General features: G+C 66.3%; 22 protein-coding genes. 18 read left to right on the top strand and 4 right to left on the bottom strand.

Going from position 1 to position 25,315, the window contains the following annotated elements; all coding sequences use genetic code 11:
• The first annotated feature begins 73 nt into the window (after positions 1 to 73).
• From MNAB215_RS26965 to MNAB215_RS26955, 3 genes are all read left to right on the top strand, one after another.
• On the top strand, positions 74 to 676 hold the full coding sequence (locus MNAB215_RS26965) for a riboflavin synthase (RefSeq protein ID WP_077081494.1): 603 nt from the start codon (positions 74 to 76) through the stop codon (positions 674 to 676).
• 191 nt (positions 677 to 867) lie between these two features.
• Positions 868 to 1,170 (top strand): TM2 domain-containing protein, encoded by a 303-nt coding sequence (locus MNAB215_RS26960; RefSeq protein WP_077081493.1) that lies wholly within the window; start codon positions 868 to 870, stop codon positions 1,168 to 1,170.
• A gap of 1,231 nt (positions 1,171 to 2,401) precedes the next feature.
• Positions 2,402 to 3,043, top strand: a complete 642-nt coding sequence (locus MNAB215_RS26955) for a hypothetical protein (RefSeq protein ID WP_077081492.1) — start codon at positions 2,402 to 2,404, stop codon at positions 3,041 to 3,043.
• A gap of 86 nt (positions 3,044 to 3,129) precedes the next feature.
• Here MNAB215_RS26955 and MNAB215_RS26950 read toward each other — a convergent pair whose 3' ends face one another.
• Positions 3,130 to 3,486, bottom strand: coding sequence for an Mtp family mycobacterial-type pilin (locus MNAB215_RS26950; protein ID WP_077081491.1), 357 nt, complete (start codon positions 3,484 to 3,486; stop codon positions 3,130 to 3,132).
• A 269-nt stretch (positions 3,487 to 3,755) separates the two neighbouring features.
• Between MNAB215_RS26950 and MNAB215_RS26945 the strand changes: the two genes are divergently transcribed.
• Genes MNAB215_RS26945 through MNAB215_RS26895 form a run of 11 tightly spaced genes read left to right on the top strand, consistent with a single transcriptional unit; the run spans position 3,756 to position 16,469 of the window.
• Positions 3,756 to 5,033, top strand: coding sequence for a bifunctional 3,4-dihydroxy-2-butanone-4-phosphate synthase/GTP cyclohydrolase II (locus MNAB215_RS26945; protein ID WP_077081490.1), 1,278 nt, complete (start codon positions 3,756 to 3,758; stop codon positions 5,031 to 5,033).
• A gap of 52 nt (positions 5,034 to 5,085) precedes the next feature.
• On the top strand, positions 5,086 to 5,565 hold the full coding sequence (gene ribH, locus MNAB215_RS26940) for a 6,7-dimethyl-8-ribityllumazine synthase (protein ID WP_077081489.1): 480 nt from the start codon (positions 5,086 to 5,088) through the stop codon (positions 5,563 to 5,565).
• Positions 5,562 to 6,029 carry a PH domain-containing protein gene (locus MNAB215_RS26935; protein WP_077081488.1) on the top strand — a complete coding sequence of 156 codons (468 nt, stop codon included), beginning with the start codon at positions 5,562 to 5,564 and terminating at the stop codon, positions 6,027 to 6,029. Before ribH ends, MNAB215_RS26935 begins: the two co-directional genes overlap by 4 nt.
• A 36-nt stretch (positions 6,030 to 6,065) precedes the next feature.
• Entirely contained in the window at positions 6,066 to 6,749 is a 684-nt protein-coding gene (locus MNAB215_RS26930) for a hypothetical protein (protein WP_077081487.1), read from the top strand.
• Between the two features lie 54 nt (positions 6,750 to 6,803).
• Positions 6,804 to 8,471, top strand: coding sequence for a cyclic nucleotide-binding domain-containing protein (locus MNAB215_RS26925; protein WP_077081486.1), 1,668 nt, complete (start codon positions 6,804 to 6,806; stop codon positions 8,469 to 8,471).
• 1 nt (position 8,472) lies between these two features.
• A complete protein-coding gene (locus MNAB215_RS26920) occupies positions 8,473 to 10,140 on the top strand; it encodes a cyclic nucleotide-binding domain-containing protein (protein ID WP_165691617.1) in 1,668 nt (555 codons plus the stop codon).
• Between the two features lie 9 nt (positions 10,141 to 10,149).
• Positions 10,150 to 12,105 carry an excinuclease ABC subunit UvrC gene (gene uvrC, locus MNAB215_RS26915; protein ID WP_077081485.1) on the top strand — a complete coding sequence of 652 codons (1,956 nt, stop codon included), beginning with the start codon at positions 10,150 to 10,152 and terminating at the stop codon, positions 12,103 to 12,105.
• Positions 12,102 to 13,013 carry an RNase adapter RapZ gene (rapZ, locus tag MNAB215_RS26910; RefSeq protein WP_077081484.1) on the top strand — a complete coding sequence of 304 codons (912 nt, stop codon included), beginning with the start codon at positions 12,102 to 12,104 and terminating at the stop codon, positions 13,011 to 13,013. The genes uvrC and rapZ overlap by 4 nt, the downstream gene beginning before the upstream one ends.
• A complete protein-coding gene (yvcK, locus tag MNAB215_RS26905) occupies positions 13,010 to 14,086 on the top strand; it encodes a uridine diphosphate-N-acetylglucosamine-binding protein YvcK (protein ID WP_077081483.1) in 1,077 nt (358 codons plus the stop codon). Before rapZ ends, yvcK begins: the two co-directional genes overlap by 4 nt.
• Positions 14,083 to 15,060 carry a DNA-binding protein WhiA gene (gene whiA / locus MNAB215_RS26900; RefSeq protein WP_077082373.1) on the top strand — a complete coding sequence of 326 codons (978 nt, stop codon included), beginning with the start codon at positions 14,083 to 14,085 and terminating at the stop codon, positions 15,058 to 15,060. The genes yvcK and whiA overlap by 4 nt, the downstream gene beginning before the upstream one ends.
• A gap of 20 nt (positions 15,061 to 15,080) precedes the next feature.
• Complete coding sequence (locus MNAB215_RS26895) at positions 15,081 to 16,469, top strand: WS/DGAT/MGAT family O-acyltransferase (protein WP_077081482.1); 1,389 nt, start codon at positions 15,081 to 15,083, stop codon at positions 16,467 to 16,469.
• Here the strand turns inward: MNAB215_RS26895 and MNAB215_RS26890 are convergent.
• Genes MNAB215_RS26890 through MNAB215_RS26880 form a run of 3 tightly spaced genes read right to left on the bottom strand, consistent with a single transcriptional unit; the run spans position 16,466 to position 20,109 of the window.
• Entirely contained in the window at positions 16,466 to 17,737 is a 1,272-nt protein-coding gene (locus MNAB215_RS26890) for an alpha/beta hydrolase (RefSeq protein WP_077081481.1), read from the bottom strand. The two genes, MNAB215_RS26895 and MNAB215_RS26890, sit on opposite strands and share 4 nt — an antisense overlap.
• Positions 17,737 to 19,365, bottom strand: a complete 1,629-nt coding sequence (gene fadD12 / locus MNAB215_RS26885; protein ID WP_077081480.1) for an acyl-CoA ligase FadD12 — start codon at positions 19,363 to 19,365, stop codon at positions 17,737 to 17,739. Before fadD12 ends, MNAB215_RS26890 begins: the two co-directional genes overlap by 1 nt.
• Before the next feature lie 3 nt (positions 19,366 to 19,368).
• Entirely contained in the window at positions 19,369 to 20,109 is a 741-nt protein-coding gene (locus MNAB215_RS26880) for a 1-acyl-sn-glycerol-3-phosphate acyltransferase (protein WP_245830485.1), read from the bottom strand.
• 246 nt (positions 20,110 to 20,355) lie between these two features.
• Here MNAB215_RS26880 and MNAB215_RS26875 point away from each other — a divergent pair, with 246 nt between their 5' ends.
• From MNAB215_RS26875 to gap, 4 genes are all read left to right on the top strand, one after another.
• Positions 20,356 to 21,609 (top strand): RsbRD N-terminal domain-containing protein, encoded by a 1,254-nt coding sequence (locus MNAB215_RS26875; protein WP_077081479.1) that lies wholly within the window; start codon positions 20,356 to 20,358, stop codon positions 21,607 to 21,609.
• Positions 21,610 to 21,733: 124 nt separating this feature from the next.
• A complete protein-coding gene (locus MNAB215_RS26870; RefSeq protein WP_077081478.1) occupies positions 21,734 to 22,240 on the top strand; it encodes a hypothetical protein in 507 nt (168 codons plus the stop codon).
• Between the two features lie 110 nt (positions 22,241 to 22,350).
• Complete coding sequence (locus MNAB215_RS26865) at positions 22,351 to 24,102, top strand: DUF3556 domain-containing protein (protein ID WP_077081477.1); 1,752 nt, start codon at positions 22,351 to 22,353, stop codon at positions 24,100 to 24,102.
• 193 nt (positions 24,103 to 24,295) lie between these two features.
• Complete coding sequence (gap, locus tag MNAB215_RS26860; RefSeq protein ID WP_077081476.1) at positions 24,296 to 25,315, top strand: type I glyceraldehyde-3-phosphate dehydrogenase; 1,020 nt, start codon at positions 24,296 to 24,298, stop codon at positions 25,313 to 25,315.

The following is a 25,315-nucleotide window of genomic DNA, read 5'->3' as shown; positions in this document are numbered from 1 at the left end:
GCCGGGCGCGAGGGTCTGGCGCCTCTGTAGTGGCCGCTCACCAGCCAGAGCGCCGGCCAATTAGCCTGGTGCGATGTTCACCGGAATTGTCGAGGAACTCGGAGAGGTCACCGGCCGGGATGTCCTCAACGACGCGGCGCGCCTGACCATTCGCGGACCCGTCGTCACCGCGGACGCCGGCCATGGCGACTCGATCGCCGTCAACGGCGTGTGCCTGACGGTCGCCGAGTTGCTGGCCGACGGGCAATTCACCGCCGACGTGATGGCCGAGACCCTGAACCGGTCCAACCTGGGCGCGCTGGAGCCCGGCAGCCGGGTGAACCTGGAGCGCGCCGCGGCCGTCAACAGCCGGCTCGGCGGGCACATCGTGCAGGGGCACGTCGACGGCACCGGCCAGGTCGTGGCCCGGGCGCCGTCCGAGAACTGGGAGGTGGTGCGCATCGAGATCCCCGCCGAGGTCGCGCGCTACGTCGTCGAGAAGGGGTCGATCACCGTCGACGGGATCTCTTTGACGGTCTCCGGCCTTGGTGCCGCACCGCGGGACTGGTTCGAGGTGTCGCTGATCCCGACGACTCGGGAGCTGACCACCCTGGGCAGCGCACCCGTCGGCACCCGGGTGAACCTCGAAGTGGACGTCATCGCCAAGTATGTTGAGCGGCTCCTTTTGAAGAAATAGCGCCGCGGCGAGAAGGAGCGTGGTCACTGAAGCTGCGTATTCCAAGGATGTTTTGAGAATGCTCCAAGGCATCGCGCTGAGTATTGCCGAGACCGGCCACCGGCCGGTGTCCGTGGCTGCCCCAACCGACCACGGCACGCAGAGCATCCAGCGCACCGAATCCGGAAGCATTCAATAGAGAGAGAACAAATATGACGAGTCACGCACCGACGCCCGGCCGGTACCCGGACCCGAACGGCGGGCCCGCGCATGGGGTCGGCCCCTCGGGCCAGCCACTGTCGGACAAGAGCAAGTTGGTGGCGGGTTTGCTGCAGATTTTCGTGGGCGGTTTTGGGATAGGTCGTTTTTACCTCGGCTACACAACCATCGGCATCGTGCAACTCCTGGTGTCCGTTTGCACCCTCGGAATCGGCGCCTTGTGGCCGTTCGTCGACGGAATCATGATCCTTCTGGGCAAGGTTCCGGACGCGCAGGGACGCGCGCTACGGGACTGAGCGCATTCTCGAATACCCCACTGCCGCAACACAGTTGGTAGCGGCTAGGTCAGCAGCCCGGCGACGCCAATCATGGAGGGCGTCAACGGTTTGCTGCATTGGGCACCGGCGACGACGGAAATGGTGGCCACAGCAGTGTATTAACGCGGCGAGCCAACTGCGTCGCCTCGTCCATCAACGTGGCCCGCGCGCTCTGTTGAGCGGCGCATAGCGCATAAGCCCAGCTGATGGGCATAAAATCAAAGATCTCAAACCCTACAGTGGCAGTCCATACACGCAATCCACGCTGCCTGCCGGTCCATTACGGATTCGGTATCCCTGGTGTTAGCGCTCCTGGTATCCCCGGTGTTACTTGCAACGCGGGTGCTGGTGGTCCCGGTTTCGGGATCGGTCGTCCCGGTATTTCCGGTGCTTCCGTTGGTCGCTCATCTGGCGGGACTCCCTCAGTCGCTAAAACCGGTTCACCCCAAAAACCGTTCGGTGCCATGTGGTCCTTGCAGAAATTCGTAGAGTTCATCACCACCATGTATTCCCTCCACAACCCTGGCGGGTTAGGTGCCGGTGCCATCGCGCCGTCTGGACAGCGCCACGTACAACTAAGAGCGCCGATACCGGCGCCACCGAATGCGAAGCTACCGCCGCCGTTAGCGGCACCGAGAATGCCGTTGACGCCGAAACCACCTGCCTCGCAATGCATATGCGAGCCGTTGATCTCGGTCGGGTAGTCGCAGAAGCCGCCCTGCCCGAACAAAGCGCCGCCACCGGACCCAACGCCGGGATACGGGCAGAGGTCAGCGTGAGCCGATCCGGCCGGGAGAAATATTGATGCACAGAAGCCGAAAGATACGATTGAAGCGCAAGTTATGATTTTCTTCATTCTTTTCATCCAATTCACGTACTCCAAGTTTGGGCCCTACGAATTCGGATTCTGCTCCGTCCCATCGCCCAACGTGGTCCGTTTGATCCAGCTCACTGAATTAACGAATGCTCAACTCCTGGGTACAGGGATTGTGAAAGCGTGGCCCTGCGTAGGGGCTCACCGGCTCACCGGCGCGGACCCACACCTGCCGAACAGCGCAATGAAGGCAGCCCAGCAGGCGGACGACGGGTTGCGGCTAACCGCGTCGGCGGCACGGCAGACAATCGCGGATAGCCGATTTAACCTGCCCGACCTCGGGGCGACACGACCTGAAGCCACATTAGTTCAGAAGCGCAACATAAGGACGTTCGAATGGCCATCGACAATCCGTATTGGGACACGGTCAAGGATTCCGTTGAGACCGACACACGCCTCGGGGGCGGCCCGGTGGTCGGGTTCTACGACCTCAAGCGCACGGTCCAAGAGAACCTGGCCCGTTCGCCGAACCGGCAAGCGCTCGTCAGGAAGTACAGCTGGAGTATTCCCGACCCCGAGACCGTGGAGTTCGTAGCCCAGCACGCGCACAACGGCCTGGTCGATCCTATTGCGGGGACTGGTTATTGGGCCTATGTGCTTGGACAGCTCGGTGTGGACGTCGTGTGCTACGACCTGAAGCCGGGCGCGATGTTGCACGTCAATGGTTGGCATGGCGAGGACCTCTATGCCGACGTCTGTGCGAGGGACTGCGCCGAGGCCGTGGCGCTGCACTCCGACCGGACGCTATTTCTCTCGTGGCCGCCCCACGGCCAGGATGTCGGCCAGCGGACATTGCTGGCCTACCAAGGACAACGTGTCATTTACATCGGCGAGGGACCTGGCGGTGCCAACGGCAATGACGCGATGCACATGATTATCGATAGAGACTGGACGGAAATTGATTCCCGTCAACCGGTGAAATGGTGGCCCCAGCGAGATCGAGTGACGGTGTATCAACGTCGCGAGCCCGCCGCGTAGCCTTGCCCGTCAAACGGAAAACAGGCCGCGGGCGGCCCCCTCGAGCCGCCGCGACCTGCTTTCACTCACTCAGGTCCGACGTCCGGCTACACCGGGATCCAGACAGGGCCGTTCCAGTAGCCCCAATGATTCGCACCCGGGTTCCAGACGATCTGGGCCCACGGCGCCCACGGCGGCGGAGGCGGCGGCGGGGGCGCCCACGGGGGCGCTCCCCAACCGGCCGGGTTGTTCCCTTCCCAGTCGTGGCAGGTGTTCCAGTTCTGATACGGACCCCAGGACTCGTTCCACTGATCACCCGGGCACCAGTGATACGTGGGGACAGGAGAAGGCGCCGCTTGCGCGACCCCCGCGGCCAGCCCGAGAGTGGACGCGGCAACACCACCGGCCGCCAGCACGCCCGTACACAGGCGTAACCACGGCCCCGTTCGCATAGCAGTTTTCATGCCACCATCGATTCCCCACGACAACCGGCGCTAAACGCGTCGATACCGGCATGCGACGCAATCGAGACGTCTCCGTTGCCGGGCGATTTCGCTGGGCAGGGCGTTCCGGCGGCCCGAGATGCACTCCCAGAGCTCGCCGCGGCGGTGCGGTGCGCGTGACGGGTATCGTCTCGCCGAAAACCGCGGCAATAACTGCGGGGGCGTCGTGGTTCATACTGAGAGCAACACGTGCTTCGCGTGTGACCCGGTGCGACAGCAAGGTAGCAGGGATGACCAGGTTGGACTCCGTCGAAAGGGCGGTTGCCGACATAGCGGCGGGTAAGGCCGTGGTCGTCATCGACGACGAGGATCGCGAGAACGAGGGCGACCTGATCTTCGCCGCCGAGAAAGCCACCCCGGAGATGGTGGCCTTCATGGTCCGCTACACCTCGGGCTATCTTTGCGTGCCGCTGGACGGGGAGATCTGCGACCGGCTGGGACTGCTGCCTATGTACGCGGTGAACCAGGACAAGCACGGCACTGCCTACACCGTGACCGTCGATGCGCGAAATGGTGTGGGCACCGGGATCTCGGCGTCCGATCGGGCCACCACGATGCGGCTCTTGGCCGACCCCACCAGCGTCGCCAACGACTTCACCCGTCCCGGTCACGTGGTTCCGCTGCGCGCCAAGGACGGCGGCGTCCTTCGTCGGCCCGGCCACACCGAGGCCGCGGTCGACCTCGCCCGCATGGCGGGGCTGCAACCCGCCGGCGCGATCTGCGAGATCGTCAGCCAGAAGGACGAAGGCGCCATGGCCCAGACCGACGAACTCCGGGTCTTCGCCGACGAACACGACCTTGCGCTGATCACCATCGCCGACATCATCGAGTGGCGGCGCAAGCACGAGAAGCACATCGCGCGCATCGCCGAAGCCCGCATCCCGACGCGGCACGGGGAGTTTCGCGCCATCGGCTACGCCAGCATCTACGAGGACGTCGAACACGTGGCGTTGGTGCGCGGCGACCTCCCGGGCCCGAACGGCGAGGGCGACGACGTGTTGGTCCGCGTGCACTCCGAGTGCCTGACCGGCGACGTGTTCGGCTCGCGCCGTTGCGATTGCGGACCTCAGCTGGACGCCGCGATGGCGATGGTCGCGCGCGAGGGCCGCGGCGTGGTGTTGTACATGCGCGGTCACGAGGGGCGCGGCATCGGCCTGATGCACAAACTGCAGGCCTACCAGCTGCAGGACGCCGGCGAAGACACCGTGGACGCCAACCTCAAGCTCGGGTTGCCCGCCGACGCGCGGGATTACGGAATCGGCGCGCAGATCCTGGTCGACCTGGGGGTCCGCTCTATGCGGCTGCTGACCAACAATCCCGCCAAGCGGGTCGGGCTGGACGGCTACGGACTGCACATCATCGAGCGCGTCTCGCTGCCGGTACGGGCCAACGCCGAGAACATCCGCTACCTGATGACCAAACGCGACAAGATGGGACACGACTTGGCCGGGCTGGACGAATTTCACGAATCCGTCCATCTGCCAGGCGAATTCGGCGGCGCCCTGTGAGCGGCCGCATCCGCGACGATGCAGCGCGCAGCGATGCTGAGGAGGGGCGCAAGTGAGCGGAAGCGGCGAGCCGCAAGTCGCGGCAGTGGACGCGTCTGATCTGCGCCTCGGCATCGTCGCCAGCTCGTGGCACAGCACCATCTGTGAGGCGCTGCTGGCCGGTGCCCGCAAGGTGGCCACGGAGTCGGGCATCGACAACCCGACGGTGGTCCGTGTGCACGGGGCCGTGGAGATCCCGGTGGTGGCCCAGGAGCTGGCCCGCAACCACGATGCCGTCGTCGCGCTCGGTGTCGTGATCCGGGGCGCCACACCGCATTTCGAATACGTCTGCGACGCGGTGACCCAGGGCCTGACCCGGGTCTCCCTGGACACATCGACACCGGTGGGCAACGGCGTGCTCACCACCAACACCGAGGAGCAGGCGTTGGATCGGGCCGGGCTTCCGTCGTCCGCGGAGGACAAGGGAGCACAGGCGGCCGGGGCGGCCCTGACCGCCGCGCTGACCCTACGAGACCTACGCATTCGGTCGTGAGCCCGGCGTCCCATGACGCGTGGGATGTCGAACTGCGTCCGCACCTGACCCCGATATTCGTTTATGCCGCAGCGTTTCTGATCGCGGTGGTGCATATCGCGGTCGGCTTCCTGCTCAAGAATGGGGCCAGCGGCGTGATCTTCCAAACCGCCGACCAGGTGGCAATGGCCATTCTGGGGCTGGTGATCGCAGGGGCCTTGCTGTTGTTCGCCCGGCCCACGCTGCGAATCGGACCCGCCGGCCTCTCGGTGCGAAACCTGTTCGGCTACAGGATGATTCCATGGTCCGAGGTGGTCGATGTGTCGTTTCCCCCTGGCGGCCGCTGGGCACGTGTCGACCTGCCCGACGACGAGTATGTCCCGGTGATGGCGATCCAGGCCGTCGACAAGGACCGGGCGGTGGCTGCCATGGACACGGTCCGGTCGCTGCTGGCTCGCTACCGGCCGGATCTGCGCGCGCACTGAATACTTTCCGCGGCGACATCGTCGTACGATCGGCCGATGGCAAGTCGTCGGTGGGCGCCGGTCGCAGCAGTCGCCGTCGCGTTGACACTGGGCGCCTGCACCTCGTCTGTGTCCGGGCAGGCGACCCGGGCCTCCAGCCAGCCCGCGCCCGGCACCTCCGCCAAGCCCAAGCCCAAGCCTGCGCCGGTCCCGGCACGCGATCTGCTGCTGCACGATGGCGACACAACCCCGCTCGGGCGCGCGGTCGCAATTCCGGTGGGGGACAGCTACTTCACCCACACTCGGCCACCGGAGTGCGCGGCGGCCCTGCTTTTCAGGGCCTCACCGCTGATACCCGCCGGCGCATCCGACCACGCCGAGTCGGCATATGCCGTCGGCGGCCCGGCTCTGTACGCGGAATCGGCCGACGTCTATCGCGACGACCTGAACACCCACGACGTGGTCTGGAAGGGCTTCAGCGCCGTCTCGGATTGTCGTGGCGACGCCATCGGCGTGGCCCCGCTCGGAGACTTCCAACCGATGCGGCTGAGCTACTTCGCCACACCGGCCGATGGTGTGCTCGTGTGGACCATGACCCGCTCCAACTGGACCTGCGACTACGGGTTGGCCGTCGTCCCGCGGGTGGCGCTGATGCTGTCGGCATGTGACACCAAGCCCGGTTTCCCCATGGCCGATTGGGCGGCGAAAAGAAGGGCGCAGCTCAACGGCACCTCCGCCTGAGGCGAATCGTGCGGAATTTCACAATCCTTTGTCGGACGGCGCTACGCTCTGCGCGTGGACGAGCGGCCCAAACGGCCCAATCGATGGGCTGTGGTTCGCGACGCTCTAGCCAATCGGAACATCGTCAAAGTCGAAGTCGCGATCGCGATCGGCGTGCTGGGCCATGTGGCGTGGAATGCGACGCTGCTGGTCGTTACCTACGACCAGTTCGGCCCGATCGGCCCAGGCTGGTATCTGATGGCGCGGCAACTCGGCGGCGCCTTCGGCGCTCCGGTGTATTCCGCACTGGCGGGCCGGTTCCGGCGTGAGCGCGTACTGGCCGCGTCGTTCATCGCCAATGCCGTCGCGGTGGCCCTGCTGATTCCGGTGCTGGAATTTCACGTGCCAAGCGTGCTGCTATTCGTTCCCATCGTCATCGAGGGGTTCACGCACACCGCGCCGAGGGCACTGCACGACGCGCTGATGCCGTGGCTGGCTGACACCCCGGCCCAACTTGTCGCGTCGAATGCGTTCTCCGCCCTGATCGATACCGCGGCGGCACTGGTTGGGGCGGGCGTGGCCGCGGCGGGTTTGTATTTGTCCGGACCGACGGTCGTGTTGGCGATCGTGGTGGTGTTCGGGGTGCTCGGCGCGGGTCCACTCTTCGCGATCCGGGGTGTCGATACCCGCGGCGGCAGCGACGGTTCACATTTCCTCGGCCAACTCGCGGGCGGGCTCGGTGTGCTCCGGAAGTTACCGAACGCTCGGGCGGTCGTCCTCATCCTGATGTTGACCGCGGTGATCGGCGGCTTCGAGCACAGCAACGTCACCAGCATCGCGACTCAGCTCTTGCACATCGGTGCGGACGGGACCCCGGTGCTGATCGCGTTCGGCACTGCCGGTGGATTCATCGGGGGCATCGCCAGCCTTTCCTTGGGCCGACGCTCGATGTCTCTGGCGCTGACCATCGGCCTGCTGGTGTGCGCGGGCGCGTTGTTCCTCCTCACGGTCGTCTCGAGCAAATTCATTGCCCTCCCACTGCTGAGCGTGATCAGCATCGGGATGGTCTACCAGGGAGTCAGCAGCCGCACCTTGCTGCAGAGCACCGCGTCGGGGCGATCACTGGATCTGCTCGTGGGAGTCAACACGTTGCTCGGCGTCGCGGTCTCCGCGGTCTCGGCGCTGTTGGCCGCGGAGTTGAACGCCGCCCTGGGAGTGCGCGCGACGCTGCGGATCGCCGTCGGCCTGGCGATCCTCGGCGCGGTGTACAGCCTGGTGCGGCTGACCCAGGTCGAGAAGCAGGCCCCGGCGCATCGTGCGGAGTTCGCCGCCATCACAAACGTGGCGGCGTTCGGGCCGCTGTCCGTTGCGGCGGCTAACCAGCTGGCCGACGCACTTGTCGCGGTACCCGCCGCCGAGGGCGAAGTCGTTGTCCGACAAGGTGACCCGGCCGACGACATGTTTCTCGTCAGCTCCGGTCTCTTCGACACCATCGTCGACGGCCAGCACGTGCGGACGCTGCATCACGGCGACCACTTCGGTGAGATCGCCCTGCTGTTCAATGCGCCGCGCACAGCCACCGTGCGCTGCACGCAGGCGGGTGAGCTCTGGCGGCTGCGCCGCGAAGACTTCTTGCGGGCGAGTTCCGGGAACACGAGCGCCGAGGATGCCATCACCGCCGTCGCCAACCAGCGGCTGGCGTACGCCGGCGAGATCGACTTCGGGCAAATCGATGGACGGTGAAATGACCGAATCTGTAACGGTACGAACAAGTCGGTGGGCCGTATTTCGCGACGCGCTGGCCAATCCGAACATCGCCAAGTCAGTGTCGTCGACCGCGGCCGGTGTCGTCGGAAACGTGGCGTGGCTTTCGACGATGTTGGTCATCACCTTCGATCAGCTGGGCCCGGTCGGCCCCGGCTGGTTCATCATCCTCCGGCAGATCACCGGGGCGATGAGCGCTCCCGTCTACGCCGCGCTGGCGGGACGTTTCCGGCGCGAACGCGTGCTGGCGTGCAGCATTTTGGTGCGCGGAATCGCAGTGGCGCTAGTGATTCCGGTGCTGGAGCTGCATGCGGTCAACGCGCTGCTGTTCCTGGCGATCGCGCTGGAAGGGTTCGCCCAATCCGCGCCGAAGGCGCTCAACGACGCGTTGCTTCCGTGGCTCGCGGACTCGCCGGCCCAGCTGGTCGCGGCAAATGCGATCACGGCCCTTCTCGAGACTGCCGGCGTCTCGGTCGGGGCCGGTGTGGCCGCAGTGGCGATCGAGTTCTCCGGGCAGTCCGGGGCATTGACGACCGTCGCGGCGCTCTGCGTCCTGGGAGCCTGGCCGCTGTTCGCCATCAGTGGGATAGACACCCGGGTAGGCAACGACCGCTCACGGGTCCTCGCCGAACTCGCCGGCGGTATTGGGGTACTCCGCAGGTCGCAGAACGCCCGGGTGGTGATCGTCGTCATGGCACTCACCGCGGCCCTGACCGGCATCGCCCAGAGCCTCGTCGCCAGCATCGCGACCGACCTTTTGCACCTGGGCGCCGACGGGACTCCGCTGCTGATCGCCGCTGTCGGTGTCGGCGGCCTGATCGGCGGCATCTCCAGCCTGTCGCTCGGTCGGTCCTCGATATCTCTTCCGCTGGTGGTCAGCCTGGTCGGCTCCGCGTTGGCGCTGTTGGTGCTCACGTTCACCTCGGCCGCGGTCGTTGCCCTCCCGGTCCTGAGCGTGCTGGGGATCGGCTTTGCCTACCAGTTGGTGTGTGGACGCACGCTGGTGCAACGCAGTGTCTCGGGGCGATCGCTCGACCTGCTGGTCGGCATCAATGCACTCATCGTCGTGACCGTGACGGGAGTCGCCGGCCTGTGCGCCGCACAGCTCAACGCCGCGATCGGTGTGCGCGAGACGCTCTGGTTCGCCGTCGGTTTCGCGGCACTGGGGGCGGTCTACGCCCTGTGGCGCCTGGCGCGGGTGGAACGGCAGTCTCCCGTTGACCATGAAGAGCTGGACGCCATCAGAAACGTGCCGGCATTCAGGCCGTTGTCCGTGGCCGCCGCAAACCAGCTGGCCTCAGCTCTCGTCGCGCTGCAGTCCGCCGACGGCGACGTGGTGGTGCGGCAAGGCGAGCCCGCCGAGGACATGTTCCTCATCGCCTCGGGAATCTTCGGCGCCGAAGTGGACGGCCGGCAGGTCCGGACGCTGCAGCAGGGCGAGCACTTCGGTGAGATCGCCCTGCTGTTCCATGTCCCGCGGACGGCCACGGTGCGGTGCCTGCAGGCAGGGACGCTGTGGCGGCTGCGCCGGGAGGATTTCCTGCGCGCCATCACCGGAAACTCCACCACCCAGGAAACGATCAAGGCGATCGCCGACCAACGGCTCGCGGACGCCGGCAGCATCGGACCTGTCGATGACGGCTACTAGCCTGGATACGTGCCAGATCCCGCCACGTATCGCCCCGCACCCGGGTCCATCCCGGTAGAGCCGGGTGTTTACCGATTCCGGGACCCACACGGGCGAGTCATCTACGTCGGCAAGGCCAAGAGCCTGCGCAGCAGGCTGACCTCCTACTTCGCCGACGTCGCCAATCTGCACCCACGTACCCGGCAGATGGTGACCACCGCAGCCAAGGTCGAGTGGACGGTGGTCAACACCGAAGTCGAGGCCTTGCAGCTGGAATACAACTGGATCAAGGAGTTCGATCCACGCTTCAACGTCCGCTACCGCGACGACAAGACGTATCCGGTACTGGCCGTCACCCTCAACGAGGAGTATCCCCGGCTGATGGTCTATCGCGGTCCGCGGCGCAAAGGTGTGCGCTATTTCGGCCCGTACTCGCACGCCTGGGCCATCCGGGAGACGCTGGATCTGCTCACCCGGGTGTTTCCGGCCCGCACCTGCTCGGCCGGAGTGTTCAAGCGGCACAAGCAGATTGACCGGCCGTGTCTGCTCGGCTACATCGACAAATGCTCGGCGCCCTGCGTCGGCCGGGTCAGCGCCGAGCAGCATCGCCAGATCGTGATGGACTTCTGCGATTTCCTGTCCGGCAAGACCGACCGCTTCGCCCGCGAGTTGGAGCAGCAGATGAACGCCGCGGCCGAGCAACTCGATTTCGAGCGGGCCGCCCGGCTGCGCGACGACCTCGGCGCAGTCAAGCGGGCCATGGAGAAGCAGGCCGTGGTGCTCGGCGATGGTACCGACGCCGACGTCGTCGCGTTCGCCGACGACGAGCTCGAGGCGGCGGTGCAGGTGTTTCACGTGCGCGGCGGCCGGGTCCGCGGTCAACGCGGCTGGATCGTCGAAAAGTCCGGGGATCCAGGCGAATCCGGCGAAGAACGGTTGGTCGAGCAGTTCCTCACCCAGTTCTACGGTGATCAGGCGGAATTGGGCTCCTCGGCCGACTTAGCCGCCGACGAAACCACCAACCCGGTTCCGCGCGAGGTGCTGGTGCCGTGCCTGCCGTCCAACGCCGACGAGCTGACCAGCTGGCTGTCGGGGTTGCGCGGTTCCCGGGTGGCGCTGCGAGTGCCGCAGCGCGGTGACAAGCGGGCATTGGCCGAGACGGTGCAACGCAACGCGAAAGACGCTCTGCAGCAACACAAGCTGAAGCGGGCCGGCGATTTCAACGCTAGATCGGCTGCGCTGCAGAATATTCAGGATGCGCTCGGCTTGGCGAATGCACCGCTGCGGATCGAGTGCGTCGACATCAGCCATGTGCAGGGCACCGACGTGGTGGGCTCGTTGGTGGTGTTCGAAGACGGGCTGCCGCGCAAGTCCGACTACCGTCACTTCGGCATCCGGGAAGCCGCCGGAGAGGGCCGCTCCGACGACGTCGCCTCGATCGCCGAGGTGACCCGGCGCCGGTTCGTGCGGCACCTGAGTGACCAGAACGACCCGAATACGCTTTCCCCGGAAGGCAAATCGCGCCGGTTCGCCTACCCGCCGAATCTGTTCGTCGTCGACGGTGGCGCGCCGCAAGTCAACGCGGCCAGCGCGGTGCTGGACGAGCTCGGGATCACCGACGTCGCGGTCATCGGCCTGGCCAAGCGACTGGAAGAGGTGTGGGTGCCGTCGGAGCCGGACCCCATCATCATGCCGCGCAACAGCGAGGGGCTCTATTTGCTACAGCGGGTGCGCGACGAGGCGCATCGGTTCGCGATCACCTACCATCGGAGCAAACGATCCAGGCGTATGACCGCGTCGGCGCTCGATTCGGTGCCAGGATTGGGAGAACATCGCCGCAAGGCGCTGGTGACCCATTTCGGTTCGATAGCCCGCCTCAAGGAGGCCACCGTCGACCAGATCACTGCCGTTCCGGGCATCGGCGTGGCGACCGCTGCTGCCGTCCTCGAGGCACTGCGACCCGAGCAACCCGGAGATTCCTCGTGACGGGCAAGGGCGACTTCGGCGAAGGCCATTCGGGTGACGGCGCCGCCGGCATCGACGTCGTTCTGGTGACCGGGTTGTCGGGCGCCGGCCGGGGCACCGCGGCCAAAGTGCTCGAAGACCTCGGCTGGTATGTCGCCGACAACCTGCCGCCGCAGCTGATCACCCGGATGGTGGATTTCGGGCTGGCCGCCGGATCGCGAATCACCCAGCTGGCCGTCGTGATGGACGTGCGGTCGCGGGGCTTCACCGGCGACCTCGACGAGGTGCGCAACGAACTGGCCACCCGCAACATCAACCCGCGGGTGGTGTTCATGGAGGCGTCCGACGACATGCTGGTGCGCCGTTACGAACAGAATCGGCGCAGCCACCCGCTGCAGGGCCAGCAGACGCTGGCCGAGGGCATCGCCGCCGAGCGGCGGATGCTGGCTCCCGTGCGCGCCACCGCCGACCTGATCATCGACACGTCGACCCTGTCGGTGCGGGGTTTGCGGGAAAGCATCGAGCGGGCGTTCAGCGCGGACGCCAGCGCATCCACCAGCGTGACCGTCGAGTCGTTCGGGTTCAAGTACGGGCTGCCGATGGACGCCGACATGGTGATGGATGTGCGCTTTCTGCCGAATCCGCACTGGGTCGACGAGTTGCGTCCACACACCGGCCAGCATCCGGCGGTCCGCGATTACGTGTTGGGCCAGTCCGGCGCGGCGGAGTTCCTCGACGCATACCATCGATTGCTATCTCTGGTTGTCGACGGCTATCGCCGGGAGGGCAAGCGCTATATGACGGTCGCGATCGGCTGCACCGGCGGCAAACATCGTAGCGTCGCGATCGCCGAGGCACTGGTGCAGCTGCTGGGGGGAAATCCGCAACTGTCGGTGCGGGTGCTGCATCGGGATCTGGGCCGCGAATGACCCCAGCAGGCACCGAGGGCATCGTCGCTCTGGGCGGTGGACACGGTTTGTATGCGACGCTGTCTGCGGCGCGCCGGCTGACCCCCTACGTGACCGCCGTCGTCACCGTCGCCGACGACGGCGGTTCGTCGGGCCGACTGCGCAACGAACTCGACGTCGTGCCGCCGGGCGATTTGCGAATGGCTTTGGCGGCGTTGGCATCTGACAGTCCATACGGGCAATTGTGGGCAACGATTCTGCAGCATCGATTCGGTGGCGACGGCGCCCTGGCCGGACACCCGATCGGCAATCTGCTGCTGGCCGGCCTGTCCGAGGTGCTGGCCGATCCGGTCGCCGCGCTCGACGAGCTCGGCCGCATCCTCGGCGTCAAGGGCAGGGTGCTGCCGATGTGCCCGATCGCCCTGCAGATCGAGGCCGATGTCTCCGGGCTGGAGGCCGACCCGCGGATGTTCCGGTTGATCCGTGGCCAGGTCGCGATCGCGACCACCCCGGGCAAGGTGCGGCGGGTGCGGCTGCTGCCCGCCAACCCGCCGGCGACCCGGCAGGCCGTCGACGCCATCATGGCCGCCGACCTGGTGGTGCTGGGGCCCGGGTCGTGGTTCACCAGCGTGATCCCGCACGTGCTGGTGCCCGAACTCGCCGCGGCCCTGCAGGCCACCACTGCACGGCGTGCGCTGGTGCTCAACCTGGTGGCGGAGCCGGGGGAGACGGCCGGTTTTTCGGCGGAACGTCATCTGCATGTGCTGGCCCAGCACGCGCCCGGGTTCACCGTGCACGACATCATCATCGACGCGGACCGCGTGCCGGGAGAGCGGGATCGCGAGCAACTGCGCCGCACCGCAACACTGCTGCAGGCCGAGGTCCACTTCGCTGACGTTGCCAGACCTGGTACACCTTTACATGACCCGGGCAAGCTCGCCGCGGCCCTGGACGGGGTCCGAGCGGGCCGTACGGGTCCAGCAGCGCCTTCGGCGACGGCCACCGCAGAGATTCGGGTAGACGGTGAAAGTCCACAGACCGGCGTGAACGGACCGGCTGGCAGCGGACCAAGGGGTGACGACGCGTGGCGATGACGACCGAAGTCAAAGACGAGCTGAGCCGCCTGGTGGTGAAGTCGGTCAGCGCGCGTCGGGCGGAAGTCACGTCCCTGCTGAGGTTCGCGGGCGGCCTGCACATCGTGGGTGGACGGGTGGTCGTCGAGGCCGAGGTGGACCTGGGCAACATCGCCCGGCGGCTGCGCAAGGACATCTTCGATCTCTACGGCTACAGCGCGGTCGTCCATGTGTTGTCGGCCAGCGGTATCCGCAAGAGCACCCGGTATGTGCTGCGGGTGGCCAACGACGGCGAGGCGCTGGCACGCCAGACCGGCCTGCTCGACATGCGCGGGCGACCGGTGCGCGGTCTGCCTGCCCAGGTGGTCGGGGGCAGCATCGGCGACGCCGAAGCCGCATGGCGGGGAGCGTTTTTGGCGCACGGTTCGCTGACCGAGCCGGGACGCTCGTCGGCGCTCGAGGTCAGCTGCCCCGGTCCGGAGGCGGCGCTGGCACTGGTCGGCGCGGCCCGCCGGCTCGGGGTCAGCGCGAAGGCCCGCGAGGTGCGGGGTGCCGATCGCGTGGTGGTGCGCGACGGCGAGGCCATCGGCGCGTTGCTCACTCGGATGGGCGCCCAGGACACCCGGCTGGTCTGGGAGGAACGCCGGATGCGTCGCGAGGTCCGCGCGACGGCCAACCGGCTCGCGAATTTCGACGACGCCAACCTGCGCCGGTCGGCGCGCGCGGCCGTCGCGGCCGCGGCCCGGGTGGAGCGGGCGCTGGAGATCCTCGGCGACACGGTGCCCGACCATCTTGCCTCGGCCGGCAAACTTCGCGTCGAGCACCGGCAGGCCTCACTGGAGGAGCTGGGCCGGCTAGCGGACCCTCCGATGACGAAAGATGCTGTGGCAGGGCGTATTCGGCGACTGCTGTCGATGGCCGATCGCAAGGCGAAGGTCGACGGCATTCCCGACACGGAGTCGGCAGTTACGCCGGACCTATTGGAGGACGCCTGACCTGAGGTTACGGTCAGGGGATGAAGCGGCTTTCGAGCGTCGACGCGGCGTTTTGGTCTGCAGAAACTGCGGGATGGCATATGCATGTGGGTGCGCTGGCCATCTGCGATCCCAGCGATGCCCCTGATTACAGCTTTGCCCGACTCCGGGAAATGCTGATCGAGCGACTGCCGGAGCTGCCACAGTTGCGCTGGCGGGTCACCGGGGCGCCGCTGGGCCTGGACCGGCCGTGGTTCGTCGAAGACGAGGATCTCGACATCGACTACCACCTCCGTCGCATCGCCGTTCCCGCCCCCGGCCGCCGCCGCGAGCTCGAGGAGCTAGTGGGCCGGCTGATGTCCTACAAGCTGGACCGCGCCCGACCGCTCTGGGAACTCTGGGTGATCGAGGGTGTCGAGGGCGGCCGGATCGCCACGCTGACCAAGATGCACCACGCCATCGTCGACGGCGTCTCCGGCGCCGGGCTGGGCGAAATCCTGTTGGACGTCACACCCGAACCCCGTCCGCCGCAACAGGAAACGGTCGGATCCCTGGTGGGCTCGAAGATCCCCGGCCTGGAACGACGTGCGGTGGGCGCGCTTTTCAATGTCGGCATGACTCCGTTCCGCATCGCCCGACTGCTGGAACAGACAGTGCGCCAACAGATCGCCGCCCTGGGCGTACCAGGCACCAGGCCGGCGCGCTACTTCGACGCGCCCAAAACGCGATTCAACGCCCCCGTCTCCCCGCACCGGCGCATCACCGGCGCCCGCGTCGAGCTGGCCCGGGCCAAGGCCGTCAAGGACGCGTACGGCGTCAAACTCAACGATGTGGTGCTGGCCCTGGTGGCCGGCGCGGCCCGGGAATACCTGCAGAAGCGTGGTGAGCTGCCGGCCAAACCGCTGATCGCGCAGATCCCCGTCTCCACCCGCACCGACGACAGTCAGAGCGACGTCGGGAACCAGATCAGCTCGATGACCGCATCGCTGGCCACCGACATCGAGGACCCGGCCGGGCGGCTTAGGGCCATTCACGAAAGCACGCAAAGCGCCAAGGAAATGGCCAAGGCGCTGTCCGCGCATCAAATCATGGGACTCACCGAGACCACACCACCCGGGCTGCTGCAGCTGGCCGCGCGGGCGTACACCGCAAGCGGCCTGTCGCGAAACTTGGCTCCTATCAACCTGGTTGTGTCCAATGTCCCCGGACCGCCGGTGCCGCTGTACATGGCCGGCGCCAAACTGGACATGCTGGCGCCGCTCGGCCCGCCGGTCATGGATGTCGCCCTGAACATCACCTGCTTCTCCTATCAGGATTCGTTGGACTTCGGTTTCGTGACCACCCCCGAAGTTGCCAACGACATCGACCAAATGGCGGACGCCATCGAACCGGCGCTCACCGAACTGGAGAAGTCCGTGGAGCTGGGCTAGTCCCGGTTCAAGTAGTTGGTCGCATACACCCAGGACAAAAAGCGCGCGGTGGCCTCGGCCGATTGATGCGCCCGCGGGGAACCGAAGATGTCGAAAGCATGTTGGGCATTGGGTAATTCGGCGTAGGCGACCGGCGACTTCGACACCGCCCGCAGTTCGTCGACGAATTCCTGGGCCTCGCCGACCGGGATCAGGGAATCGTCTGTCCCGTGCAGGACGAAGAACGGCGGTGCGTCGCTACGCACCTCACGGATCGGCGATGCGTCGACATACACGTCGCGGTGGGTGGCGTACTTCTTTTTCACCACGAACTTCTCGAGCAGCCCGATGAACTCGCGGCGCCCCTCGCCCTGGGTGGAGAACCAGTCGTAACGCCCGTACACCGGGACCGCGGCAACCACCGAGGTGTCCGCCTCCTCGAAGCCCGGCTGGAACTTGGGGTCGTTAGGCGTCAGGGCCGCCAACGCGGACAGATGACCGCCGGCCGACCCCCCGGTGATCGCAACGAAGTCGGGGTCGCCGCCGTAGTCGGCGATGTTCTCCTTGACCCAGGCCAGCGCTCGTTTGACATCGACGATGTGATCCGGCCAGGTATGCACCGGGGACACCCGGTAGTTCAGCGACACACAGATCCAGCCGCGCGAAACCAGGTGGCTCATCAGGGGATACGCCTGCGGTCGGCGCCACCCGATCATCCACGCGCCGCCGGGCACCTGGACCAACACCGGCGCCTTGCCGTCGCGCGGCAGGTCGCGGCGACGCCAGATGTCGGCCAGGTTGGCCCGGCCGTGCGGGCCATAGGAGACGATGTTGGTCTTCTCGACAAAGCGCCGGCGCGCCACGGTGGTCCGCAGCGGCAGGTCGAGCCGGCCCCTGCGGGCCGGCGTCGTCGGCAGGGTGGCCAACTCCTCGGCATAGTCGGGCCCTAGCTGATCGCGCAGCCCCGCCTCCAGCACCGGGCCCGGCGTCGTGACGCCGCGATGGCGGATGACGCCCAGGATCGCCCAGGAGGCCGCGGTCAGGGCGAGCGCCGCCTTGCCGCGCCGCCCGGCGAAGTCGCCCCGCCGGCCGCGGCGCAGCGCGTCCAGCAGCGACGCGGTGAAGTAAAGGCCGGGTACCTCCGAGGTCGGCCAGCCGAACCAGAACACCAGCACCGTGCTGTAGCCCTTGCGGGCCAGCGGGCGTAATCCGTTGGCGGCGTTGACGAATTCCACGGCCGCGCGGGCCAGCGGCCTCGGCTTGGGTCGGTGAAATCGAGCGAGCCGCATCAGCCATTCACCTTCGCTTGGAGTTCGGCACGCAGGATCTTGCCGGTGCTGCCGCGGGGGAGCTCATCGAGCACCGAAATCTCACGGGGCACTTTGTAGTTGGCGAGATTGTCGCGGACGTGCTGCTTGAGCGTGTCGACGGTGGCCGACGACCCTGGCTCGAGCACGACGAACGCCGCCAGGCGCTGGCCGTACTGCTCGTCGTCCACGCCGATCACCGCGGCCTCGGCCACCTCGTTGTGTGCCGCCAGCGTTTTCTCCACTTCGATGGGGTAGACGTTCTCACCGCCGGACACGATCATCTCGTCGTCGCGGCCGACGACGAACAGCCGTCCGGCTTCGTCGAGGTAACCGACGTCGCCCGACGACATGAACCCGGCGTGGAAATCCTTGGTGGTGCCGGAGGTGTAGCCGTCGAACTGGGTGTCGTTGTGCGCGTAGATGCCGCCCACCTCGCCGGCGGGCAGTTCGTTGAATTCCGGGTCCAGGATCCGGATTTCGGTGCCACCCGCGGGCCGGCCTGCGGTGTCGGGCGCCGCCCGCAGGTCGGCCGGTGTGGCGGTGGCGATCATGCCGGCCTCGGTGGCGTTGTAGTTGTTGTAGATCACGTCGCCGAATTGGTCCATGAACGCGGTGACGACGTCGGGCCTCATCCGCGAGCCCGATGCGGCCGCGAATCGCAGAGACCTTCCGCTGTAGCGGTTTCGGATTTCGCCGGGCAGATCCATGATGCGGTCGAACATGACCGGAACCACGGCCAGGCCGGTCGCCTGGTGGCGATCGACGAGGTCGAGCGTGGCCTCCGGATCGAACTTGCGCCGGGTGACCACGGTGCAGGCCATCGACGCGGCGAAGATCAATTGCGAAAAGCCCCAGGCGTGAAACATCGGCGCGACGATCACGATGGTCTCCTCGGCCCGCCACGGCGTGCGGTCGAGGATCGCCTTGAGCGTGCCTATCCCGGCACTGCCACCAGATTGGTTGGCGCCCTTGGGGCTTCCGGTGGTGCCTGAGGTAAGCAGGATCATTTTGCCTTTGCGGCCGGTGCGCGCGGGCTGTTGTCCAGCGTGGTCGTTGATGAGTTTCTCGACGGTCAGCTCGTGCTGGCCCTCGGTCCAGGCCGCGATGCGGGTGGCGTCGGGTTTGTCGGCCAGCGCGCGGTCCACCGTCGCGGTGAACTCTTCGTCGTAGATGGCGGCATCGACGCCTTCGCGGTTGACGACGTCGGCCATCGCCGGGCCGGCGAACGAGGTGTTCAGCAACACGACGTCGGAGCCGATCCGATTGGCGGCGACCACCGCCTCGACGAAGCCGCGGTGATTGCGGCACATGATCCCGACGACCTTAGGCTGTCCCGACGGCAGGTCCTGCAGCGCCGCGGCCAACGCGTTGATCCGCTCGTCGAGCTGTCGCCAGGTCAGGGTTCCGAGTTCATCGATCAGGCCGGGGCGATCTGGGCAGCGCTGTGCCGCGCCGGCGAAACCCACCGTCATGCCCATACCTTCGCGGCGCATCGCAGCAGCCATTTTCACATAGCGGTCGGGTCGCATCGGTGCGATCATCCCGGCGCGCGCCAACGTAGTGATAACGCCAAACACGTTGCGGGCCTTATCGATTAGCGATGCCATGGCTCAGCCCAGAATCGGGAAGCGGCGCTTGGCGGCGAGGTCCTTGAGGGCATCCTGCATCACCGACCGCACGTGGGCGTCCACCTCGTCGACGTCGGGGTCCTCGCCGAACTCCTTGGCGATGTCGATGGGCTTCAGCACCTGCGTGACGATCTTGGTGGGCAGCGGCACGTTGGGCGGGACGACCGCGGACAGCCCGAACGGAAAGCCGAACGACACCGGCAGGATGGCGCTGCGCAACAGGCGCTTGATGCCCAGTCGTTCGGCCAGCCAGGTGCCGCGGGTCAGGTAGAGCTGCGTCTCCTGTCCGCCGATGGACACCGCCGGAACGATCGGCACACCGGCCTCGATGGCCGTGCGGACGTAGCCTTGGCGGCCGTTGAAGTCGATGACGTTCTCGGACAGGGTGGGCCGGTACGCGTCGTAGTCGCCGCCGGGAAAGACCACCACCACGCCGCCGGACCGCAGGGCCTTGGCCGCGTTCTCGCGGTTGGCCCGGATGTAGCCGGCCCGCCGGAACAGCCCGCCCGTGAAGCCCATGAACAAGATGTCGTGGCTCAGCGTGTATACCGGCCGGTCGTAGCCGAACTTCTCGTAGAAATCGATGCTGAAGATGGGCACGTCCATGGGAAACATGCCACCCGAGTGGTTGCCGACCACCAGCGCTCCGCCGGGCGGGAAGTCGTCCAGGCCGTGCACCTCGGACCTGAAGTACGTCTTCAACACCGGACGCATCACGCCCATCAGGCGCTCGGTCAAGCCCGGATCGAATTTGCCCAGCTCGGGATCGCCAATGTCGGGATTGCCGACGTCGCTCACATCGTTCACTTCAAGCCCCCTTGTGGCGTTCCTCGAAGATTCCCGCATTGAGTCCCTCGATGGTAGCTAGGCGGTTAGCTTGGATGGCCAGTAGGCAAACACTCTTACGATGTCGCTCCCCGGGCGAGCACAGTGATGGGCGGGGTATCGACGAGACGGAAGGCGGCCGGCATGGCTGAGGTTATTGCGGACCCGATGTCGCTGATCGCCGAACGGATGGACGCCATTCGCGACGACTTCGTCGCCGAGGTTTTCGAGCAGATCAAGGCCGAGAATCGGGACCTCAATTACGACGCCGAGATGTTGGAGCTCTGGCGGGCGAGCCTGAACGACAGCGTGGTGGCCGGGATTGACTTCTTGGGTCGCGGCACATCAGCGGAGTTTTTAGAGGCCCCGGAGGCTTCGGTTGCCTACGCGCGTTCGGCCGCGCGGCACGACGTTCCGTTATCGGTGCTGGTCCGGGCGCACCGGATCGTGCACTCGCGATTCCTGGAGACGGCCATCCGGTTTGTCGCGTTGGTGGAGGCGACCGACCAGGTGCCGACGATCGTCAACCTGGTTTCGCGTTCGGCGACGTTTGTCGACGCGGTGGCCGACCAGTTGACGGTCGCCTACGAGCTGGAGCAAGAGCAATGCCTCAGCGGCCAGGAACAACGCACTGCCGGCGCCTCGCGCGCCCCGTCCGGCCCCCGAGCCGAGCGGGCGCTGGGCTACCCGTTGGACGGCGTGCACCTCGCCGCGGTGTTGTGGGTGGACGCAGCCGTACCGGCCCACGACCTGGCGGGGTTGCTCGATCAGGTGCGATCCGTGGTCGGCGCCGAGGTCGGCGCGGTGCACGGCACGCTGATCGTGCCGACCGACGAGCGCGAGGCCCGGCTGTGGTTCTCGGTGGATGCCTCGGCCAGACGCGACCTGGACCCGTCGCGGGTGCGCAGGGCGTTCGAATCCGAGGGGATCCGGGCGCGTCTCGCGTTCGGTCAGGTGCACGAGGGACAGAGCGGCTTCCGGGCATCGCTGAAGCAAGCGGAACAAGCCAAGGCGGTGGCCTTCGCCGGCGGCGAGCGGCTGAGCACCCGGGTCGTCTTCTACAACGAGGTCGCCCCCATAGCCCTGATGGCCGGTGACATCGATCAGTTGAGCGGCTTCGTCGCCGAGGTGCTGGGCCACCTCGGGATTGACGACGTTCGCGCCGCGCGGCTGCGCGAAGCGTTGCGAGAATTTTTGGCCCGCAATCGCACCTACATTGCGCCCGATCGGTCAATAATATTGCAGCCCAACACAATTCCGTACACTGTGGCTGAGGCCATCCAACTGTGTGGGCAGCGTTTCGACGATCCCGACGCTGTGTTCAAGGTGCAGCTGGCCCTGGAGGTCTGCCGGTGGATGGCGCCGACGGTGCTGGCCGCGGCCAGCGGACGCGAGTGAAAACCTCCGCTCTTTGCCCCGCTGACCTGGCATTTATTTACGGCCCTCGGCGAGGTTGCGCAACGATATAGCGCTGGCGGGATTCGGGAGTTATCGTTACGCACGCCAAACGCTGAATACTGCCGTGAGAGAAGACAAGATGGACCATGCCGGTTTGTCCGACGAGCGTGCTTCCCGCTCGGTAGTTGAGCGCGACGCCCGGGACCGGCACGGGTTTCGGCCCCGCAGTGGCGCCGTCCGCCCGGGCGGGGCGCATGTCCGTCAGGTAGGGCCCACCGCGACGTTGAACCCCACGCTGGTCACCGCGGGACGGCCCTCTGGCGAGATCGATCCGGCCACCGCGGCGGCAGAGGCGGCGGATCTGCGCCAGGCCGACTACTTTCTGCGTCTGCTCAACCAGAACCGCCGTGTCGTCGAGCACCGGATAGAGGGCTACCACAAGGCGATTGCCAGCGCCGAAGCCAGCGGCAACACCGAAGGTGCATCCGGCCTGCGCCGCATGGCTCGCGTCGAAGAACAGGAACGCGCCACCCTGAACTCTCTGATCGAAAACCTGCACCGCCGGTTTCCGGGGCGGACCACAGCGGAGACTCCCGCCACGCACCGGAGGTCACCGCTCGCGGTCCGGTAGCGGCGGTTCAATGGATGAATCATCGGCTGCGCCAATGATTTACGACATCTAGATCACCGGCTCACCGACATCCGCGCGCAGAGCGGTTGTGCGACCGGAACGAGGCTGCCATGGGATTCATGTCACCGGATCTTCCCGACGTCGATCACGACAGCTGGCTGAGCCTGCCACGGGCGGAGCGCCTACAGATCGTGACGCGGCATTGGGCCGAAAATGGGTTCGGTACGCCCTATGCGGTGTACCTGCTCTACCTGACCAAGATTGCGATCTATGTCGCGGCGCCGGCCGCGATCATCGCGCTGACCCCCGGGCTGGGCGGGCTGGGCCACATCGCCGACTGGTGGACGCAGCCCATCGTGTACCAGAAGGTCATCGTCTTCACGCTGCTGTTCGAAGTCCTCGGATTCGGCTGCGGATCGGGTCCGTTGACCGGACGTTTCATGCCACCGATCGGCGGGTTCCTGTACTGGCTGCGGCCCAACACAATTCGGCTTCCGGCGTGGCCGGACAAAGTTCCGTTCACCCGAGGCGACAACCGCACCGTCGTCGACGTCGTCCTCTATGCCATCGTGCTGATCGGCGGGGTATGGGCGCTGCTGTCACCCGGACACGGCGGGCCGGTCACCGCCGCCGGCGACGTTGGTCTGATCGACCGCGTCCTGGTGGCGCCGACGATCGTCGCGTTGGCGCTGCTGGGCCTACGCGACAAGACCATCTTCCTGGCCGCCCGCGGCGAGCACTACTGGCTGAAACTCATCGTGTTCTTCTTCCCGTTCGTTGATCAGATCGCGGCGTTCAAGATCATCATGCTCGGGTTGTGGTGGGGCGCAGCGACTTCCAAGCTCAACCACCATTTCCCTTACGTCGTCGCGGTGATGACGAGCAACAACGCGCTGCTGCGCGCCAGGTTGTTCAACCCGCTGAAGCACCTGCTGTACCGCGACCACGTCAACGACCTACGACCCACGGTGATACCCAAGCTGATGGCTCATGTCGGCGGAACCACGGCGGAGTTCCTGGTTCCCACCGTGCTGGTCTTCGTCGCCGGCGATCAACCCTGGCGATGGTTCCTGATCGGATTCATGGTGATCTTCCACCTGAACATCCTGTCCAACCTCCCGATGGGGGTTCCGTTGGAGTGGAACGTCTTCTTCATCTTCTCGCTGTTCTATCTGTTCGGGCACTACGGCGCGATCCGAGCCGTCGATCTGCGGTCACCGCTGCTGCTGGCCATCCTGCTCATCGCCCTTGCCCTGGTACCGATCGGAAACCTGTTCCCGGAGAAGGTTTCGTTCCTGCCCGCCATGCGCTATTACGCCGGCAACTGGGCCACCAGCCTGTGGTGCTTCCGCACCGGCGCCGAGGACAAGATCGAAGCCGACGTCGTCAAGAGTTCCGCCCTGGTGGTCAATCAACTCGCCAAGCTCTACGGCGCGTCGACGGCTGAAGTGGTTTCGGACAAGGTCGCGGCGTTCCGTGCCATGCACACGCATGGACGCGCGCTCAACGGGCTGTTGCCCCGCGCTCTGGGGCCGGACGAGGCCACCTACAGCGTGCGTGAGGGCGAAGTGGTCGCCGGGCCCCTGATCGGCTGGAATTTCGGCGAGGGCCATCTGCACAACGAGCAACTGCTCGAGGCGGTCCAGCGGCGCTGCAACTTCTCCGACGGCGACGTCCGCGTCATCGTCCTCGAGGGCCAGCCGATCCACATTCAGAAACAGTGGTACCGCATCGTCGACGCCAAGACGGGTCTGATCGAGGCGGGCTATGTCGACGTCGCCGCCATGCTCAGCCGTCAGCCGTGGCCCGAGCCCGGCGACGAATTTCCGGTGCACGTGACCAGCCGGCGCAGTGCGCGCTGACCACAAATTGCGGTGCGGCCCGTACTGGGCTGTGATGTGTGTCATCGACGCGCCGCACAGTCGGGAAGCAGCAGAGATGGTTGTCACAGGAGCAAGCGGTCCGGGACGCTTACCGGGCCCCAACCGTTCTTGCTACTGATCTAGGCTGGCGGCGAGTAGTTCATCAGCGGACAAGCGAAGACAGGGGAAACACGTGACTGTCCGAGTAGGTATCAACGGCTTCGGTCGCATCGGACGCAACTTCTACCGGGCCTTGTTGGCCCAGCAGGAGAAGGGCGGAGTCGACATCGAGATCGTGGCGGTCAATGACCTCACGGACAACGCCAGTCTGGCGCATCTGTTGAAATTCGACTCGATCCTGGGCCGCTTGCCTTATGACGTCAGCCTCGAAGGCGACGACACCATCGTCATCGGTAGCACCAAGCTCAAGGCCCTCGAGGTCAAAGAGGGCCCGGCGGCACTGCCCTGGGGCGATCTCGGTGTCGACGTGGTGGTCGAGTCCACCGGAATTTTCACCAACGCGGCCAAGGCCAAGGGCCACCTGGACGCCGGGGCCAAGAAGGTGATCATCTCGGCGCCCGCCACCGACGAGGACATCACCATCGTGCTGGGCGTCAACGACGACAAGTACGACGGCAGCCAGAACATCATCTCCAATGCGTCGTGCACCACGAACTGTCTGGGGCCGGTGGCCAAGGTGCTCAACGACGAGTTCGGCATCGTCAAGGGCCTGATGACCACCATCCACGCCTACACCCAGGACCAGAACCTGCAGGACGGCCCGCACAAGGACCTGCGCCGCGCCCGGGCCGCCGCACTGAACATCGTGCCGACCTCCACCGGTGCGGCCAAGGCCATCGGCCTGGTGCTGCCCGAGCTGAAGGGCAAGCTCGACGGCTACGCGCTGCGGGTGCCGATTCCCACCGGCTCGGTCACCGACCTGACGGTCGAGCTGTCGAAACCCGGGACCGCCAGCGACATCAACGCCGCGATGAAGGCCGCCGCCGACGGTCCGATGAAGGGCATCCTGAAGTACTACGACGCGCCGATCGTGTCCAGCGACATCGTCACCGATCCGCACAGCTCGATCTTCGACTCCGGCCTGACCAAGGTCATCGACAACCAGGCCAAGATCGTGTCCTGGTACGACAACGAGTGGGGCTACTCCAACCGGCTCGTTGACCTGGTCGCACTGGTCGGCAAGTCGCTCTAG

Origin of the sequence: Mycobacterium numidiamassiliense, assembly GCF_900157365.1 — a bacterium.
Lineage (GTDB): Bacteria > Actinomycetota > Actinomycetes > Mycobacteriales > Mycobacteriaceae > Mycobacterium > Mycobacterium numidiamassiliense.
This window is presented reverse-complemented; position numbering and strand designations above follow the sequence as displayed.